The following is a 16,069-nucleotide window of genomic DNA, read 5'->3' as shown; positions in this document are numbered from 1 at the left end:
TGTCGTCCTGATTTTCGTCCCTTGAGCAGGGAGCCAAAAGGTATGAAAAGAGAATATTGAAGTGATTACTATCATTGAAGTTTATTATTTTAATATTGCATTATTAATTATAGTGATTATGATCTAGGTCCTTTTTGAATCGTCTAAGGGTCTGGAAGAGACCATTAGAACAGCCGAGCAGGGTAGATACAGCATGCGTTTAAGCCAGGTGGATCTGAACTTATTTGTCGTTTTCGACGCCATTTATACTGAGAAGAACCTGACCCGGGCGGCTGAGGTGTTGTGCATCACTCAGCCTGCGGTGAGTAATGCCTTGAACCGTCTGCGCAAGACTTTCGATGACCAGCTTTTTGTTCGCACCCCGGATGGCATGATGCCTACGCCGGTCGCAGAGAATATTGTCGGGCGAGTGCGCGAGGCCTTGCAATTGCTGAACATGAGCGTGCAGGAAGGGGATAAATTCAATCCCGAAACCTCGGAAAAAGTGGTCGCCTGCAGTATGAATGATTTGGGTGAAACCCTCTTGCTGCCGCCCATTATGTCGCACCTTCAGCGTCTCGCGCCCAATATGACCCTGACCAGCTATTATGTCCCTCGCGAAGACATGGCCAAAGAACTGGCGGCTGGTAGCCTCGACTTTGCCATTGACGTGCCTTTGGTCGCTGACAATAACCTCTGTCATGCGCCATTGAGCGGCGAAGATTATGTCTGCGTGGTCAGGCCAGATCACCCCGCTGTACGGAATGATCTGACGCTGGAGCAATATCTTTCTATCGGCCATATCAATGTATCCAGTCGCCGCAAAGGGCAGGGTATTGTGGATCATGCCTTGAATGGCATGGGCTTGAGTCGCAATATCAAAGTGCGGGTGCAGCACTACATGGTGGGTGCCAAAATTGTCGCCAATACCGATCTCGCCTGGACGCTTCCCGTTCGTCTCGCACGCCAGCTGGATTTCAAAATTTTACCCTTGCCCTTTGATGTGCCTGCCTTGAACTGGCATCTGTTCTGGCACAAAAGTGCCGACGATGACCATGCCAACCGATGGCTGCGCAATCTGTTTTTGCATGGCATTCAGGATGGCATTGCCTTGATTGATGAGGTTGAATAAATCACGGCCTGAAGAACAAAAGTGGGTCTCCAGAGTGACGTGATCTACAGATACTGCCCCTGATGTTGTGCATTGCGGTCGAGTTTGCGCAAATAAGGTTTGGCGCCAAGACCAAGAAGAACTGATGCGGCGCAAGCACTGAGAAACACCACCAGAGCCAGTGATTTTCCGATGGCCTCCTGTTCGGAAAACACATAGTCATTGAGATAACCAACCAGGCTTAAACCTGCCCCCATGGCCAATAGATTATTGACGCAGAGAAAAATGGCGTAGGCTCTGGCTCGCATTGGGATTGCCGTCATCAATTGATTCGTGCTGGCCGATGGTGCAATCGGGTAGGAAGCAAAATGCGCGCAAAGAAAAAAGCCCAGCAGCACCCAGTTGTGGTGCCACTGCTCGGAAAAGGCGCTGTAAAATCCCACGGCGGTCAGTGCTGTAATTCCTGCGCCCACTGTGCCAATGATATAGGGGGCTTGTTTTAGTCCCCGCTCCCGAAGCTTATCCATGATATAACCGCTGGCCCAAACGCCGGATAAGTTTGCGGTCCCCATAATCAATGCCAGGACTAAACCCGCCTGGCTTTGGTTCATGTCCAGTTGGCGGATAAAAAACGCCGGCCCCCAGGCAATGATACAAAACAAGGCAACGGAATAACTGGAAAATCCCAGAATATAGAATCGGTAGCAATCACGATACTTCCATAAATATCGGACGACCTCCGGGTAAGGTACATGGGGAGTTGGGCTTTGTTCCTGCTTATTCTGTTGTTCCGGTTGTTGACGATATTGTTGATGATGTTCGGTGTTTTTATGCAGCCATACAAAGACCAGGCTGTATATCAGACCGACGCCGCCTACCCATAGAAAGATTAAACGCCAGCGTGCGATGCTGAAATTCGACCACAGTTCGAACTCGGGTTTCTGCAGCGATTGTTCGGCAAAAAAGCCACCGACAATCAACACTAATGCGCTCCCTAAAAATGAACCCATCGCGTAGAGTGAACTGATTCGACCCAATTGGTTTTTCGGATAGTGACTGGCCAGCAGGGTATAGGCTGCGGGTGAAAGAATGGATTGCCCAAGGCCAACTAATGCCCGACACAAGAGCAGACCTTCAAAGCTTTCGACGAAGGCACTGGCAAAAGTAGCTGCCGACCAGACAAATACGCCAATGCTGATCATCCGAACCTTGGAATTGGCGTCGGTAAATTCGGCAATGATAATGGTGCTGATCGCGTAGGCCACCGAAAAGGCTGGCCCCATCAAAATGCCAAATTGGGTATCGCTGATGTGAAGATCGCTGTTGATACGTTCAACCAGTACAACCAATATCTGGCGATTGGCATGGGAGAGCAAATTGGCAAACGCACACATAAACGCCAATTGCAGGCCCAGCTCGTACAGAGGTTTTTGAGGCTCCGGGCGTAAGTCCGCGCTGAATGGCCTCATCACTATTCGGGGTCTAGGACCCTGTCGACATTGGCCTTGAGCTTTTGCAGCAGGCGAATGAGTTCGGCTTGTTCTTTTTTATTGAGATCTTCCCAGAGCGTATCGGCGCGGGTAATTTTATCGGCAGCGATGGTATCGAACACCTTGATGCCCAGTTCCGATAATTGATAGGGCTTGCTGCGCCAGCTCTCGCCGTCTACGCCGACAATCAGGCCTTCCTGTTCCATAAATTTTAGGCTACGGCTGACGGAGGCTTTGTCCATGCCGCTGTCCAGGGTGATTTGCTTATTGTGCACAATACCTTTGTCGGCCATTAGGGCGAGAATACGCCATTCCCGCATGCCGATTCGGATGCCTTCCACCAACATGCTGCTGGTGCCCACATTAATTCGAGTGGAAATCGCCCTGAGAAGATAGGGGAAATAGGATTCCAACTGGATTTTGTTTTTGATCTCGGCCAATTCCTTCACCGTTATTCATCAATCTCAGGGCTCAGTATTCAAGTTGACGCTTGAGATGTCAAACTATAGAAAACGCCTTTTATTCCCAATCGATCTAGTTCTTCCCGGCAATTTGTATTTTGTGGGTTGACATCACAACTCATAAAATTCTACGATTGATATATCAACCCATAACAAGAAAACAGGGTTTGAAAGATTCAATTCATTGCTGCGATGTACAAACAGCATTGCGGTCACTAGCCTGGAGTTCATATGAATAATAAAAAGCTCTTGCTGGCCTCAGCCATAGCCAGTGTGATGCCTAGCCCCATTATTTACGCCGACGGTATGTTGGAAGAAGTGGTGGTAACAGCACGTAAACGCAGCGAAAGCCTGCAGGAAACCCCTTTGTCTGTTGTTGCGCTCGGAGCGGAGAATCTGGAGCAACAAAACATCTCCGATCTCAAGGGTATTGAAATGAAAATGCCCAACGTCGCTGCGGGTGGTGCGGGCGGACTGGGTGGCAGCAACGCAGCCTTTTTTGTTCGCGGTATCGGTACCGACCGTAATGCGGTAAATCAGGAAACGCCAATCGCGCTTTATGTCGATGATGCTTACTATGGGCGAACGGATGGTGCCTTGCTAAGTGTGCTGGATGTCGCCCAAGTTGAAGTTTCCCGTGGCCCCCAGGGCACGTTGTTTGGTCGTGGTGCTACCGGCGGTGCGATCCGGTACATCACCCAAAAGCCAACGGATGAACTGGAAGCTAAAGTCCAACTGAATATTGGCAGTGAAAATCGTCGCGATGTAAAAGCCGTGGTGAATCTACCGGTGAGTGAAGATGTGGCTTTTCGTTTTACCGGAGCCACCTTAAATCAGGATGGCCATGTAAAAGGCGTGCTGAGTGGCGTTGACTATGGTGATAAAAACAGTGATCTGTTTCGTGCCTATATGCGCTGGCAGCTGAGTGACAATGCCGAGCTGTTATGGTCGGCTGACTACACCAAAGGGAACAGCAATGGCGGTGCCAGTGTGTTGATCGCTCGCAACAACAATGCGCCCTTTGTACAAGGTGAGGCCGGAGCCGGCTTCGATATTGCCAATATTCCACTGGGCGACTACAGCAAGTCATACCAAACCGGTGAGAACTTTTACAAGAGTGATAATCGCGGCAGCAACCTGACCATCAATTGGGGCTTGAGTGATTCTATCGAGTTCAAATCATCAACGTCCTGGCGCAAAATCGATGTGACCGGCGCTTACGACACCGATGGCACACCAGCATCTTTGTTTGAGCAGAACTTTGATCGCAATATCGATATGTTGTCCCAGGAATTTCAGTTTTCCGGTGAGGGCGATGGCCACAGTTGGCTGGCGGGTTTCTTTTATTACAGCGAAGAAGCCAGTGATCAGCGTGACGTCTATACCACTCGCAATTCAAGAGACCGCACCTCCACACGTATTGTTAACCCCTATGAAGTTGAAAGTTACGCGGTATTTGGTCAGGCCAGTTTTGATCTGAATGATCAGTGGTCTCTGACAAGCGGTTTACGTTATACCTACGATGACAAAAGTATTGTGGCGAATGAACTGAACCCGGCCGGCGCGAAAAAAATCACAGAAGATGTCCGCAATTCTGACACATGGAGTGCACTGACCGGGCGCATAAGTTTGGAATACCAGATGAATGACGATGTATTCCTGTTTACCTCGCTGGCTCGGGGATACCGCTCGGGCGGTTTTAATGATCGCATTCGTGCCGATCTTGGGGCTGATAATTTCTTTGGTATCACAGCATTCGACGAAGAAACGCTTGATGTTGCAGAGCTGGGTTTGCGCAGTGAGTTACTGGATCAACGCCTGCGTTTCAATATGACGTTCTTCTACGGAGAGTATGATGATATGCAAATCAGCTCTCTGTTGCCCGGTACAACCCGCAATGTTATTCAAAATATTGGTGCGGCGGAAATCAGCGGTTTGGAAGGGGAGTTCACTTTCCTGATTAACGATGTGTTCAGCGTTGACGGTGCCTTTGGATACCTGAATGCGGACTACACTCGCATCGAATCTGATCGAGCCAGTGTTGGCCTCGACAGTGATTTCGCCAGAGCACCGGAAATATCTTATGCCATCGGCCTGGAGGCAGATTGGGGGGAAACCATTGCCCGTATTGATTACGGCTGGAAAGACGATTTCCGCTCAGTCACGCCCGACGCTAATTTTATCCAACAGGAAGCCTACGGGCTGTTGAATGCCAATGTGCGCTGTCGCCCCGAAGGCAGCAACTGGCAGCTTAGTATCTACGGCACCAATCTGACCGATGAACATTATCTTGTGAGTGGTATTGCGGTGTTGAACCCTGTCGGTATTGCTCAGGTAGAGCCGGGTCGCTTCCGTGAGTTCGGCGTCAAGATCGATTGGGAATTGTAGGATACGGTTCTCCCTAACCCTCAAATAAGGCCGCCACGGCGGCCGCTTTTTTGTGAGAAAAATTATGTATGTAAGCTATGGCCGCGCCGCCTTGTGCGCTTTGTTGTGTGTTTTCAGCACAGCAACCTATTCGGCCGACAAGAGAGCTGACAATATTGTGCTGGTGGTGATCGACAACGTGACGGCAAAAATGATTGGCAGCTATGGCAATCGTCATGTTTCAACCCCGCATATTGATCAATTGGCCAGTGAAGGTTTGCAATTGAACCAGGCGTTTGCCAGCAGTGGCGTGTGCTCGCCAACACGAGCCACATTGTTAACCGGGCTTCTACCCTCCCAGAATGGTGTGCATAACGCTTTGCCTTCCGATGTCGGTTTAAAAGAATGGTCGGCTTTGGTGGAGTATCCGAGCCTTCCGGGTGAACTTTCCAAGGCGGGTTACAAAACTGGCCTGATTGGCAAGTATCATTTGGGGACACCTGAAAAGCCGCAAATGTCTTTTGACTATTGGGTTACCTTTGCCAGCGGTCATACCAGTAGCTTCCATAACATGGAGGTGATTGATAATGGCAAGCACTACCGAACCGAAAAACATCTGACCGATTACTGGACCGATAAAGCGGTTGAGTTTATCGCCCAGCAAGATAAGCAGCAGCCGTTCTTTTTGTACTTGTCGTACAACGGTCCCTATTTGTTGCCGCCCTTGGTTTTGGAAGAGCCCGACAATCGTTTTGCGGACTACTATCGCAAGAACCCTGTGCCCACGGCAAAAGATCCCATTCATCCCTATCTGGAAAACTTTGTCAGCCGTGCGGTGCAAAGCAGCGATGGCGGTGGGGAGTTTTTGAAAGGCTGGCGCGCGGAAGAGGGGCGCAAGAGTCGCTGGTCTGAAGTGGCTTGGGGCATGGTGAAGTCTTTAAATAACTCAACGGCAATGCAACACGCTGCATCGGAATTGAGTATGGTGGATGAAGGCATTGGCCGTGTCATGAAGGCTTTGAAAGCTCAGGGGTTTGATGACAATACCCTGGTGGTTTTCACTTCGGATCAAGGGGCATCGCTTGGCGAACACGGCTTGTGGGGAAACAGCTCTGCATCTCTACCCACGGCTGCCTATGATGAAAATATGAATATTCCGTTGATCCTTCGTCAGCCGGGCAAAGTCAAAAGAGGGCAGAGCATGGAGCCCGTTAATCAGTTTGATCTGGCGCCAAGTTTGCTGGGCTATATTGGGCAAAATGCCAAACAGCTCCCGCAATCTCCCGGTCGTGATCTCAGTCAGTTTTTCAAGGGCAAAATTTCACCGGAAAAACCAGCCGATATTATTTTCGAGTACATGCGCACTCGGGCCATTCGTGTGGGAGATTGGAAACTGGTGAAACGCTTTCCCGATGGACCAGATGAACTCTATCGCCTTAGCGATGACCCGAACGAGTACAAGAACTTGATTGCCGAGAAATCCTATAGGGCCAAGGCTAAAGTACTGGAAGGGCAGTTGCAGGCGTTCTTTGATCGCTATGCTTCACCGGAATTTGATGTCTGGAAAGGCGGCACGGGTCGCGCTGTTCTGGAATACGGTGGTCGCAATGAGTTTTATCAGGAACATTTTCCGAACTGGCGTCCTCCTTTTGTGCGTGCCGCCAAGTCTGAGGAGTAATTAGGTGGCAGCTTCTCGGGGAGAGTTCAGCTCTCGTTTGGGCTTTATTCTGGCCGCCGCAGGTTCGGCGGTAGGTTTAGGCAACATCTGGGGCTTTCCGTCTCAGGTTGCCGCGAATGGTGGCGCTGCGTTTGTTCTGGTGTATTTGTTGCTGGCGTTTCTGATCGCTTATCCAGTGTTGATGACGGAGCTGGCCATCGGGCGCTTTGCAAAAGCCAATACGCTGGCGGCCTTAAAAAAACTTTCCATAGGACCACTAAGTCGTTTTTTAAGTACTGTATTTGGATACCTTGGTGTAGCAGTTGCCGCATTGATCCTGAGCTTTTACGGGGTGATTGCGGGTCTTATGCTGGGTCAGTGTTTACGGTCTCTACTTGCCTTGTTTGCAGTGGAGCCAGGATTGCTCTCCGGCACTGGTGCCAGCATCTTTTTTACCTTGGTATTTATGGTATTGACGTTGGCCATTGTCTTAAAAGGCGTCAGTGCTGGCATTGAAGCCTGGTCGCGTTGCTTAATGCCTATGCTGATTGTTTTGTTGTTAGTGTTGATCGCCATTGTGCTGAATCAAACAGGAGCAAAGCAGGGACTTAAGGCGTATTTGTTGCCGGATGTCAGTAAACTTTGGCAGGGCGAGCTAATGCTCAGCGCCATGGGACAAGTGTTTTTCTCTTTGTCTCTGGGCGTGGGAACCATGTTGATCTATGGTTCTTATATCAGCCATCGTGAATCCTTACCCAAACTGGGCGCCTGGGTTACTCTGGTGGATGTGGCCATCGCCTTTTTGGCAGGCTTGTTGATTATTCCGGCCATGTATGTGGCGATGTCGAATGGCGTTGAGATCTTCGATGCCGATGGCAACCTACTGGCCAGTTCCCAACTGGTGTTTGTGGTATTGCCGGAATTGTTCAAAAGCCTGGGCAGCTTTGGCACGCTGCTGAGTGCCTTGTTTTTTGCCATGTTGGTATTGGCTTCCCTGACCTCGTCAATTTCGATGTTGGAAGTTCCTGTGGCGACCCTATCCGAACAAATTGGTATCGAGCGTAAAAAAGCCGGCATTATCAGTGTGTCTGTGATCAGTGCTTTGAGCGTTTTGCTGATTTGGCAGGGTGATGCTTTATTCGAACTGGCGGTTACTGCAAGTACGGAATATGGTCAGCCTTTAATGGGTTTGGTGTTTTCCATTTATCTCGGTTGGCTTTGGCAGCGGCAGTCTCTGTTGAAAGAGCTTCAACAGGGGAGTCCGCATATCGCAGCCACCCTGTTCTGGCGACTGTGGCCGGTTTATGTGAAGTACATTTGCCCATTGATTATCCTTCTTATTTTTTACTCGTCGCTTCCCTGACCCGCTCCTCGCGGGCCTTTGACGAAAGTGGTCAAGCCCTTGTCCGCTTTCGTCAAGATAATTTATCTGTCAATTCGTAGTATCTCTCTCGAAGCACTCCGCTAAAGCAATAAAAATTGAGTGCCAGGACTGGGCCGAGGCCATTCACATCTGTCCGTTTTGACATTATGTCTCCGATTGCTAATTTTTATCCCGCGAATAAGGAGCGGCGGCCTCTGTGCGCCTGTATCTATGAATAAAATAACAAAGTCTCTGTTTCCATGGCATGTCTCATCTTTTCAGTATGTGTTGCCTTTCAATCGTCTATCTCTAGCGGTATTGCTCGCCTCAGGCAGTGCTCATGCGTCCACCCTGGAAGAGGTAGTGGTCACCGCTCAAAAGCACGCTCAGGGTGTTAATGATATTGGTATTACCGTAAATGCATTTACCGGTGATCAACTGAAAGATAATGGTGTGACGACGGCGGAAGATATTGCTGTGTTTACGCCTGGCCTGACCGTGAATGAAACGGCCGCAACGGGCGTACCTTTGTACACCATTCGTGGTGTTGGCTTTCAGGACTATTCAACCGCGGCCTCTTCAACCGTCGGCTTGTATCTGGATGAGGTCGCGATTCCCTATACGGTAATGAGCCGCGGTGTATTGTTCGATGTTGAGCGTGTTGAGGTGCTGAAAGGCCCCCAGGGGGATTTGTATGGTCGCAATACCACGGCGGGGCAGATCAACTTTGTCAGCAAAAAACCGACGGATGATTTTGAAGCGGCCATTGATATTGCCTATGACGATCTCAAAGTATTGGATGTCGAAGGTTTTGTGAGCGGCGCCCTGAACGAATCTGTGAATGGTCGCTTTGCCTTAAAATCTGTCAGCTCCAATGAAGGTTGGCAAAAAAGTCTGACTCGAAATGATCGTCTTGGTGAAAAAGATCAATTGGCCTGGCGGGCATTGTTTGATATCAGCGTGAATGATTCCTTGTCCGCGCTGGTGAACCTGCATTATGTGGACGACCAGTCTGATAATCGGGCGAATACCGCTTACGCCGGAACTGATGCGGGCTTGGCAACGGATTTCGCCGCACCGTATCTCGGTCTGGATCAATATCTGATTCCCGGCAGCCAGTTCTTTGGTCAAACCCCGCCCTGGTATTCTCGCGGTGATAACGAGGCCGCTGATTGGACGAACGAATACGTCAGCGAACGTACGGGGCAGCGTTGGAATCTACGCCCACGTCGTGACAATCAATTGCGTGGTGCTTCGGTAAAACTGGAGTGGTCTTTGGGTGATATCGAACTCACCTCCATCACGGCCTACGACGAGTTTGAACGTCAGGAGAGCAACGATTGGGACGGCACGGCTCAACTGGATTCCAGCAATATCAATGATACGGAGCTGGATGTTTTCTCCCAGGAATTGCGTTTGAGTGGGCAAAGTGAGGAATTGCTGTGGATCGCAGGCCTGTACTACAGCCAGGACGATATGGAAGAGCAGTACCATTTCTTTATGGCTGATTCGGTGTTTGGTAATGGCTCCATTCCTTTCGGTGTTGCCCCTTTCAATGCCGCACCGATTTTAGAACTTGATACCCGATACACACAGGAAACCGAATCTGCTGCTGTGTTTGCTCATGTCGAATGGAACTTCAATGAAGATTGGCGTTTAACGGCAGGCCTGCGCTACACCCGTGAAACGCGAGATTGGGCGGGTTGCACCTTTGATGCCGGTGATGGCAGTCTGGCCAATTTCCTGAACAGCAGCTTTGGCACAAGCCTGACTCCGGGCAGTTGCGGCACCATCGATGATGACCCGAACTCAGAAAATTATATTTTTTCGGTGATTGGCACTGAGAATGTAAACGATGCCTTTCATGTTTATGAAGATCGCATAGAAACCAAAAAATGGATGGGCAAGCTCGGCATTGATTACGCCATTAATGATGATTTGCTGTGGTACGCCACCTTCTCAAACGGTTTCAAGTCGGGCGGTTTTAATGGGGCTAATTCTAATGCCACCTCCCAGTTGCAACCCTATGGTGAAGAAGAGCTTGATGCGTTTGAAACCGGTTTAAAAGCCACGCTGCTGGATAACACCATGCAGTTGAACCTTGCGGCGTTCTTGTATGACTACAGTGACAAGCAGGAACAGGACGTGGCGGTGACCTTTGTGGGTAATATCGCGGGTTTAACCAATGTGCCTCAATCACGCATCAACGGTGCTGAGTTGGATATGCAATGGTTGCCCGGAGAAGGCTGGACGGTTCAGTTGGGTGTTGCTTATCTGGATACCTTAGTGGAAGAGTGGCAAGCCATTGATCAGCAGGCCAGTGCCTGGCCTACGGTTGTGCGTCGAGATGCTTCCGGATTGGAGCTGGCGCAATCTCCTGAGTGGACCTACAACGCCACTGTGCAATACCAGTGGGCATTGCAAAATGGCTATCAAATCGAGTTGGGAATGGATTATTCCTATCAGGATGAAACCAGTGGTGGTGTTGCGCCGGAAGCCGCAACGGATGATTACGAACTGGTTAATCTGCGTGCGGCTTTAGTGAGCCCCAATGAGCAGTGGCGACTTATGGCCTGGGTGCGCAACGCTTTTGATGAATACTATTTTCCAGCAGCTTATCGTGGTGGTAACGGTCCCTATGTGCGCAGCGCTGGAATGCCCCGCAGCGCCGGTATGCGATTGAGTTACCGTTTCTGACTGTTATGTTCCCTTAGTCGGTGGTCTCCTCACTGCCGTGGCTGGCCCGCCTTGCGGGCCTTTTTTTAGGAGTCTTTATGTTTACTAATTCTATGCCGATGTTGCTGTCTATCTCGGCATTTTCTTTACTGCTACCCAATGACTTGAAGGCGAACGATACCGCGGATTTATTTATTGAAAACGCGCATATCGTTACCATGAATCCGGATCAGCCCAATGCAAAAGCCGTGGCCATTAAGGATGGTCGTATTCTCGCCTTGGGTGATAAAAATTCCCTTACTCCCTATCTTGGTGAGCACACGAAGAGACTGGATGCCAAGGGAGCCATGTTAATGCCCGGGTTTAATGATGCCCATGTCCATCCAACCGTGGGCGCAGTAAAAGATTTATTCGAGTGTAACTTTCCCTTCACGGCCAGTCCCAAGGACATTCAGCAGCAACTGCGTAAATGCGTAGCAGAACGTCCACAGGATTTATGGATTCGAGGTGGGCAGTGGAGCAGCGATTTTTTCATCAATCACCCTATGGAATCTCCCAGGGCTTTTCTCGATGAGGTCAGTACCGAAAAAGCGATTGCGATCGTGGATGACGCCTACCATAACGCCTGGTTAAACAGCAAAGCCCTGGAATTACTCGACGTTGAAAATCAAAATGTTCCCGGTATGGATATCTTGCGGGATAAGCACGGCAAAGCAACCGGCGTGTTGATTGAAGCCTTTGGTTTCTTGCAACAGAACCTGCATTGGAGTGAGAAGCAATATATTCAGGCCGCCAGCTACGTCAGCAAGTTGGCCAACAGCTATGGCATTACCGGGATTAAGGGCACAGCGATGACCAATCCTGCAGTGGAAGGCTACATCACCCTGGCACAGCGCGGGGAGTTGTCCCTGAATATGGCCGTGGCCTTGATGACGCCTTACGGTCACCGTGAAAAAGCCCTCGATCTAAAACCATTGTTGAAGAACCGCAAAGCTTTGAAAGCGCTGCAAAACGCTAAGCCGCAAAGTTCTCAGCTGAATGTGGATTTTGCAAAAATATTTACCGATGGCGTGCCAACCGCCGCTCGCACAGCGGCGATGCTGCACCCCTACACGCCGGTATATGGCAAACACACCAAGGGCAGTTTGCATGTTCATCCGGAGGCACTGAAAGCCGATCTGATTGCTCTGGACAAGGCGGGCTTTACGGTAAAGATTCACACAGCCGGTGACCGTTCGGTACGAATTGCACTTGATGCCATTGAAGCTGCCCGCAAAGCCAATGGTCATTCGGGCTTACGTCATGAGCTGGCCCATGCCGGGTACATTGATGATGCCGATCTTCCCCGTTTTAAGCAGCTGGATGCGGTGGCCGATTTATGCCCCTACCTGTGGAGTCCGTCTCCCATCATTGATTCGGTGATTGGTGCTGTAGGTAAACCCAGAGGGGAGCACTATTGGCCAATCCGCGACTTGATTGAAAGTGGTGCGCCTTTGCTGACCGGTTCAGACTGGCCGGCAGCGGTTCCCAGTATGGACCCATGGGCCGGGCTCGAAGCTATGGTGACGCGCAAAGATCCCAATGGCCAGTACCCCGGCAGTTTGTGGGAGGAGCAAGCGGTCACCCTGGAACAGGCACTGAAGATCTTCACCGTTGATGGTGCCAGGGCTCTTGGGATGGCGAAGGACACGGGCTCGCTGGAGGTGGGTAAGTTTGCCGATATGATTCTGTTATCTCAGGATTTAACCGCAATCAATCCGGACAGGATCAGTGAAACCCGTGTGTTGAAAACCTGGTATCACGGCAAGTTGGTCCATGAGCAGCAATAGCCATTCAGCAGGCTCTAAGGCTCCGCGGTAAATTTGACTTGTGGCGGCCGGATTAGCGCCATAGAATCTTGCTCTTATTAATAACAATAAGAGCAAGAATGATGGCTGCACATGATTCGCCGCCCTCTACCGAAGCGCCTGCGAATGCGCCCGCTGTCTGTGGTGCGGACTCCATCGATATGGAACCTACCTTATCGTCACATTTTATCGTCTACCTGCGTGATTATTTGCTGGATAAACAGCTGCCGCTCGCGGTTCTGGATGATGTTGCTCATGTCATCGAAGATATTGATGATTCCTCACAACTGCCCCTGAGTCAGATCACGGAGTTGTTTAATCGTGTTGCCGACTTGGCCGACGATGAGTATTTGGGGCTGGCGATTGGTAAGCGTTACCATTTTGAATCGGCGGGCATGATTATTTTGCTGATGCTCTCTGCGCCATCAGTAGAGCAGGGCATTCTAGCGCTCGAACGCTATGATAAGCACTTTGATTCGGCGATTAACATCGACTTCAAAGTACGTTCACAGGACGCGGTATTCTCCGTCAATCTGCTCAATCCGAAACACGTCAAAACTGATCATATCAATGAGTACCTGTTGGTATTTCTTGCCCAGGCTTTGAGTAAGGCCACCCGAAAGCCTATGCCTTGCAAGGAAGTCTGGTTTGAACACGCATCCGATAAAGATATCGCGCCCTTGCAGGCGATGTTTTCCTGCCCGATAAAAATGGGACAACGCTGTAATCGCATAGTTTTTGATGCCGAATACCTCAAAGAAAAGTTTTATACCTCTAACAGTGGCCTGTTTGAAATCATGGGGCAGATGATGAAGGCTTATTCTTTCAGTCACAATGGGGGGGCCAACTTTCTGGAAACCCTGAGCCGGGAAATTGTTCGTTTGAGCAATGAAGGCCCGCCATCGCTGGATGAAGTCGCAAGTGCTTTGAACATTTCCAGCCGCACCTTGCGTCGCCGTTTAACCGAGCAGGGGTACAGCTTCGCTGAAGTGAAAAAGCAGGCTCGCGAGAATCAGGCGAGGTTCTATTTGAATCATACGAATCTGACATTGTCGGAAATTGCCTTCGAGTTGGGCTACTCCGAACTCAGTGCCTTCAGTCGGGCTTTTCGCTCCTGGACTGGGGTGAGCCCCCAATCATTTCGGGACGATGAAGGCTAGTGTCATTTTCTTTGCTCGGTTCATTCGATACTGACATTTCACCTGTATTTCATTCAAGCCCGATAGATCGGGGCGATAAACTCATGCCTATGAGCCAATCTTAATCCTCATGTATGGTATTCCGGTCTTTATGAAATGTGACTTCCCTTAGGGCTTTGATCTGTTGCTCGTTACTCGGGAAATTAAAACCGCTCAACAATAACGCGATAAATGGATGGTATGAACCTATCGAAAACAGGGGGCTGAGGGAAAGTCTGGAGTATGTCTTGCTGAACAATTAAGAGTGAGCGCCGATGGAGCAAAAGAGACAAGCGTTTTTTGCTTGGCTCTTTTGTGATGGAGGGGAGCCGGGAGGGCCGCCTCTCGTGAAGTAAGACATACTCCAGACTTTACCGACTCGTGGGCACTTTCTTTGCATCGCACACATTTCATCACTTCCGAAAATTCGTTACCATGCCGCCTGCATTTTGTATTCGAATCCATTTTCTATCTTGCAGGCTAAGCGTTCATGAGCACATTGCTGGAAATCAATAAAGTCAGTGCCTTCCAAGGTGCTCAGCAAGTCTTTTCCAATCTGGATCTTAAGATTGAACAGGGCGAAAAGATTGCCATCCTGGGGCCGAATGGTGCGGGTAAGTCGACCTTATTGAAACTGTTAAATCGGGAAATTTACCCAGTGGTAGAAGAGGGCAGTTTTGTCAAAATTAACGGCAGTGAAACCGTGAAAGTCGATGAGCTGCGACAGGAAATTGGTTTTGTTTCCCATGACTTGCAAGCTTCTTACAATGTCGTCAGCAGTGCTCTGGAAGTGGTGGTCTCGGGTTTTGTGGGCGCAATAGGGTTGCTGTATCAGCATTATCCCCTGGAAGACGATCATTACCAGCAGGCGCAACAACGTTTGGAAAGTCTCGGGCTGGCGCATTTAGCCGAGCGAAAGTTTCATCATCTGTCGACTGGCCAGCAGCGGCGAGTCTTACTGGCGCGAGCGATGATTCATCAGCCGAAAACCCTGGTGCTGGACGAGCCCACGGCGGGATTGGATGTCAGTGCGGCATTTGCATTGTTGGACCAGCTGTCCGCACTGTGTGCCGAAGGCCGCGGTATTGTGTTGTGTACCCATCATGTAGAAGAAATCATCCCTGACATAGAGCGGGTGATTTTATTACGTGAAGGCAAAATTCTGGCCGATGGTCCGAAGCGTGAGGTTCTTAGTGAGGCCTTACTGAGTGAATTGTATTCTGTGCCGCTGACATTGAGCGAGCACAGCGGTTACTACCAATTACGACGCGCGGAATGAAAATCGTCGATAAAAGTGAATTGATGTTATGGAATGGGCGGTAATCGCAGTATTTGTACCCACGTTTTTTCTGGTCTCGGTGAGCCCGGGCATGTGCATGACGCTGGCATTGACTCTCGGCATGGCCATTGGTGTGCGCCGTACCCTGTGGATGATGGCGGGTGAGTTATTGGGGGTAATCTCAGTAGCGGCCTTGGCGGTATTGGGTGTTGCTCAGTTGCTGTTGCGTTGGCCGGTGGCGTTTACCGCCATCAAAGTTGTGGGTGGTGCCTATCTGATGTATGTGGGCATTCAGTGTTGGTTGTCCCGTGGAAAAATGGCCTTTCAGTTGGGCGAGGAACAATCAGTAAGCCGTGGCAGTTTGTTTATGCAGGGGCTGGTTACGGCTTGTTCCAACCCCAAAGCCTGGGCTTTTAATATTTCCATCCTGCCCCCGTTTTTAAACTTTGAACAACCAATTGCCTGGCAGCTGTTGACCATGCTGGGCATTATTGCAGCGTGTGAATTCGTTTCAATGACCATCTATGCCAGTGGTGGACGCAGTTTGCGGTACTTGCTTGAGCGAGACAACGGCGCCCAATACCTTAATCGTATTTCCGGCAGTTTGATGATTGCTGTTGCACTCTGGATGTGGTTTTTTTAGTCGTCGCCAATACGAAAT

At 50.0% G+C, this 16,069-nt stretch carries 11 protein-coding genes; 9 read left to right on the top strand and 2 right to left on the bottom strand.

Features of this window, described 5'->3' with window-relative positions:
• Positions 1-193 precede the first annotated feature (193 nt).
• Positions 194-1,111, top strand: coding sequence for a LysR family transcriptional regulator (locus G8768_RS12020; protein ID WP_166846638.1), 918 nt, complete (start codon positions 194-196; stop codon positions 1,109-1,111).
• Between the two features lie 44 nt (positions 1,112-1,155).
• On the opposite strand, the gene G8768_RS12015 is transcribed toward G8768_RS12020, so the two are convergent.
• Together G8768_RS12015 and G8768_RS12010 are read right to left on the bottom strand one after the other, a co-directional pair.
• Positions 1,156-2,559 carry an MFS transporter gene (locus G8768_RS12015; protein WP_166846641.1) on the bottom strand — a complete coding sequence of 468 codons (1,404 nt, stop codon included), beginning with the start codon at positions 2,557-2,559 and terminating at the stop codon, positions 1,156-1,158.
• A 2-nt stretch (positions 2,560-2,561) separates the two neighbouring features.
• Positions 2,562-3,020, bottom strand: a complete 459-nt coding sequence (locus G8768_RS12010) for a MarR family winged helix-turn-helix transcriptional regulator (protein ID WP_166846644.1) — start codon at positions 3,018-3,020, stop codon at positions 2,562-2,564.
• 252 nt (positions 3,021-3,272) lie between these two features.
• Between G8768_RS12010 and G8768_RS12005 the strand changes: the two genes are divergently transcribed.
• From G8768_RS12005 to G8768_RS11970, 8 genes are all read left to right on the top strand, one after another.
• Positions 3,273-5,429 carry a TonB-dependent receptor gene (locus tag G8768_RS12005; RefSeq protein ID WP_166846647.1) on the top strand — a complete coding sequence of 719 codons (2,157 nt, stop codon included), beginning with the start codon at positions 3,273-3,275 and terminating at the stop codon, positions 5,427-5,429.
• A gap of 64 nt (positions 5,430-5,493) precedes the next feature.
• Entirely contained in the window at positions 5,494-7,086 is a 1,593-nt protein-coding gene (locus tag G8768_RS12000) for a sulfatase family protein (RefSeq protein ID WP_166846649.1), read from the top strand.
• A 4-nt stretch (positions 7,087-7,090) separates the two neighbouring features.
• Positions 7,091-8,428: a sodium-dependent transporter gene (locus G8768_RS11995; RefSeq protein ID WP_166846652.1), complete on the top strand. Its 1,338-nt coding sequence runs from the start codon at positions 7,091-7,093 to the stop codon at positions 8,426-8,428.
• A gap of 231 nt (positions 8,429-8,659) precedes the next feature.
• Entirely contained in the window at positions 8,660-11,125 is a 2,466-nt protein-coding gene (locus tag G8768_RS11990; RefSeq protein WP_166846654.1) for a TonB-dependent receptor, read from the top strand.
• A gap of 77 nt (positions 11,126-11,202) precedes the next feature.
• The gene (locus G8768_RS11985; RefSeq protein ID WP_166846656.1) at positions 11,203-12,933 is read left to right on the top strand and encodes an amidohydrolase; all 1,731 of its coding nucleotides are present in this window, start codon (positions 11,203-11,205) and stop codon (positions 12,931-12,933) included.
• Between the two features lie 98 nt (positions 12,934-13,031).
• On the top strand, positions 13,032-14,111 hold the full coding sequence (locus G8768_RS11980) for an AraC family transcriptional regulator (protein ID WP_166846658.1): 1,080 nt from the start codon (positions 13,032-13,034) through the stop codon (positions 14,109-14,111).
• Positions 14,112-14,619: 508 nt separating this feature from the next.
• A complete protein-coding gene (locus G8768_RS11975; protein WP_208020165.1) occupies positions 14,620-15,408 on the top strand; it encodes an ABC transporter ATP-binding protein in 789 nt (262 codons plus the stop codon).
• Positions 15,409-15,436: 28 nt separating this feature from the next.
• Positions 15,437-16,051 (top strand): LysE family translocator, encoded by a 615-nt coding sequence (locus G8768_RS11970; RefSeq protein ID WP_166846660.1) that lies wholly within the window; start codon positions 15,437-15,439, stop codon positions 16,049-16,051.
• Positions 16,052-16,069: the final 18 nt, after the last annotated feature.

The sequence above is a fragment of the Pseudoteredinibacter isoporae genome (assembly GCF_011602085.1).
Classification (GTDB): Bacteria; Pseudomonadota; Gammaproteobacteria; order Pseudomonadales; family Cellvibrionaceae; genus Pseudoteredinibacter; species Pseudoteredinibacter isoporae.
This window is presented reverse-complemented; position numbering and strand designations above follow the sequence as displayed.

Excerpts from the sequence above, each read along its gene's own strand:
- G8768_RS12000 (WP_166846649.1), top strand. The coding sequence starts at position 5,494 with ATGTATGTAAGCTATGGCCGCGCCGCCTTGTGCGCTTTGTTGTGTGTT.
- G8768_RS11985 (WP_166846656.1), top strand. The coding sequence starts at position 11,203 with ATGTTTACTAATTCTATGCCGATGTTGCTGTCTATCTCGGCATTTTCT.
- G8768_RS11970 (WP_166846660.1), top strand. The coding sequence starts at position 15,437 with ATGGAATGGGCGGTAATCGCAGTATTTGTACCCACGTTTTTTCTGGTC.
- G8768_RS12005 (WP_166846647.1), top strand. The coding sequence starts at position 3,273 with ATGAATAATAAAAAGCTCTTGCTGGCCTCAGCCATAGCCAGTGTGATG.
- G8768_RS12015 (WP_166846641.1), bottom strand. The coding sequence starts at position 2,559 with ATGAGGCCATTCAGCGCGGACTTACGCCCGGAGCCTCAAAAACCTCTG.
- G8768_RS11990 (WP_166846654.1), top strand. The coding sequence starts at position 8,660 with ATGAATAAAATAACAAAGTCTCTGTTTCCATGGCATGTCTCATCTTTT.
- G8768_RS11975 (WP_208020165.1), top strand. The coding sequence starts at position 14,620 with ATGAGCACATTGCTGGAAATCAATAAAGTCAGTGCCTTCCAAGGTGCT.
- G8768_RS11980 (WP_166846658.1), top strand. The coding sequence starts at position 13,032 with ATGATGGCTGCACATGATTCGCCGCCCTCTACCGAAGCGCCTGCGAAT.
- G8768_RS12020 (WP_166846638.1), top strand. The coding sequence starts at position 194 with ATGCGTTTAAGCCAGGTGGATCTGAACTTATTTGTCGTTTTCGACGCC.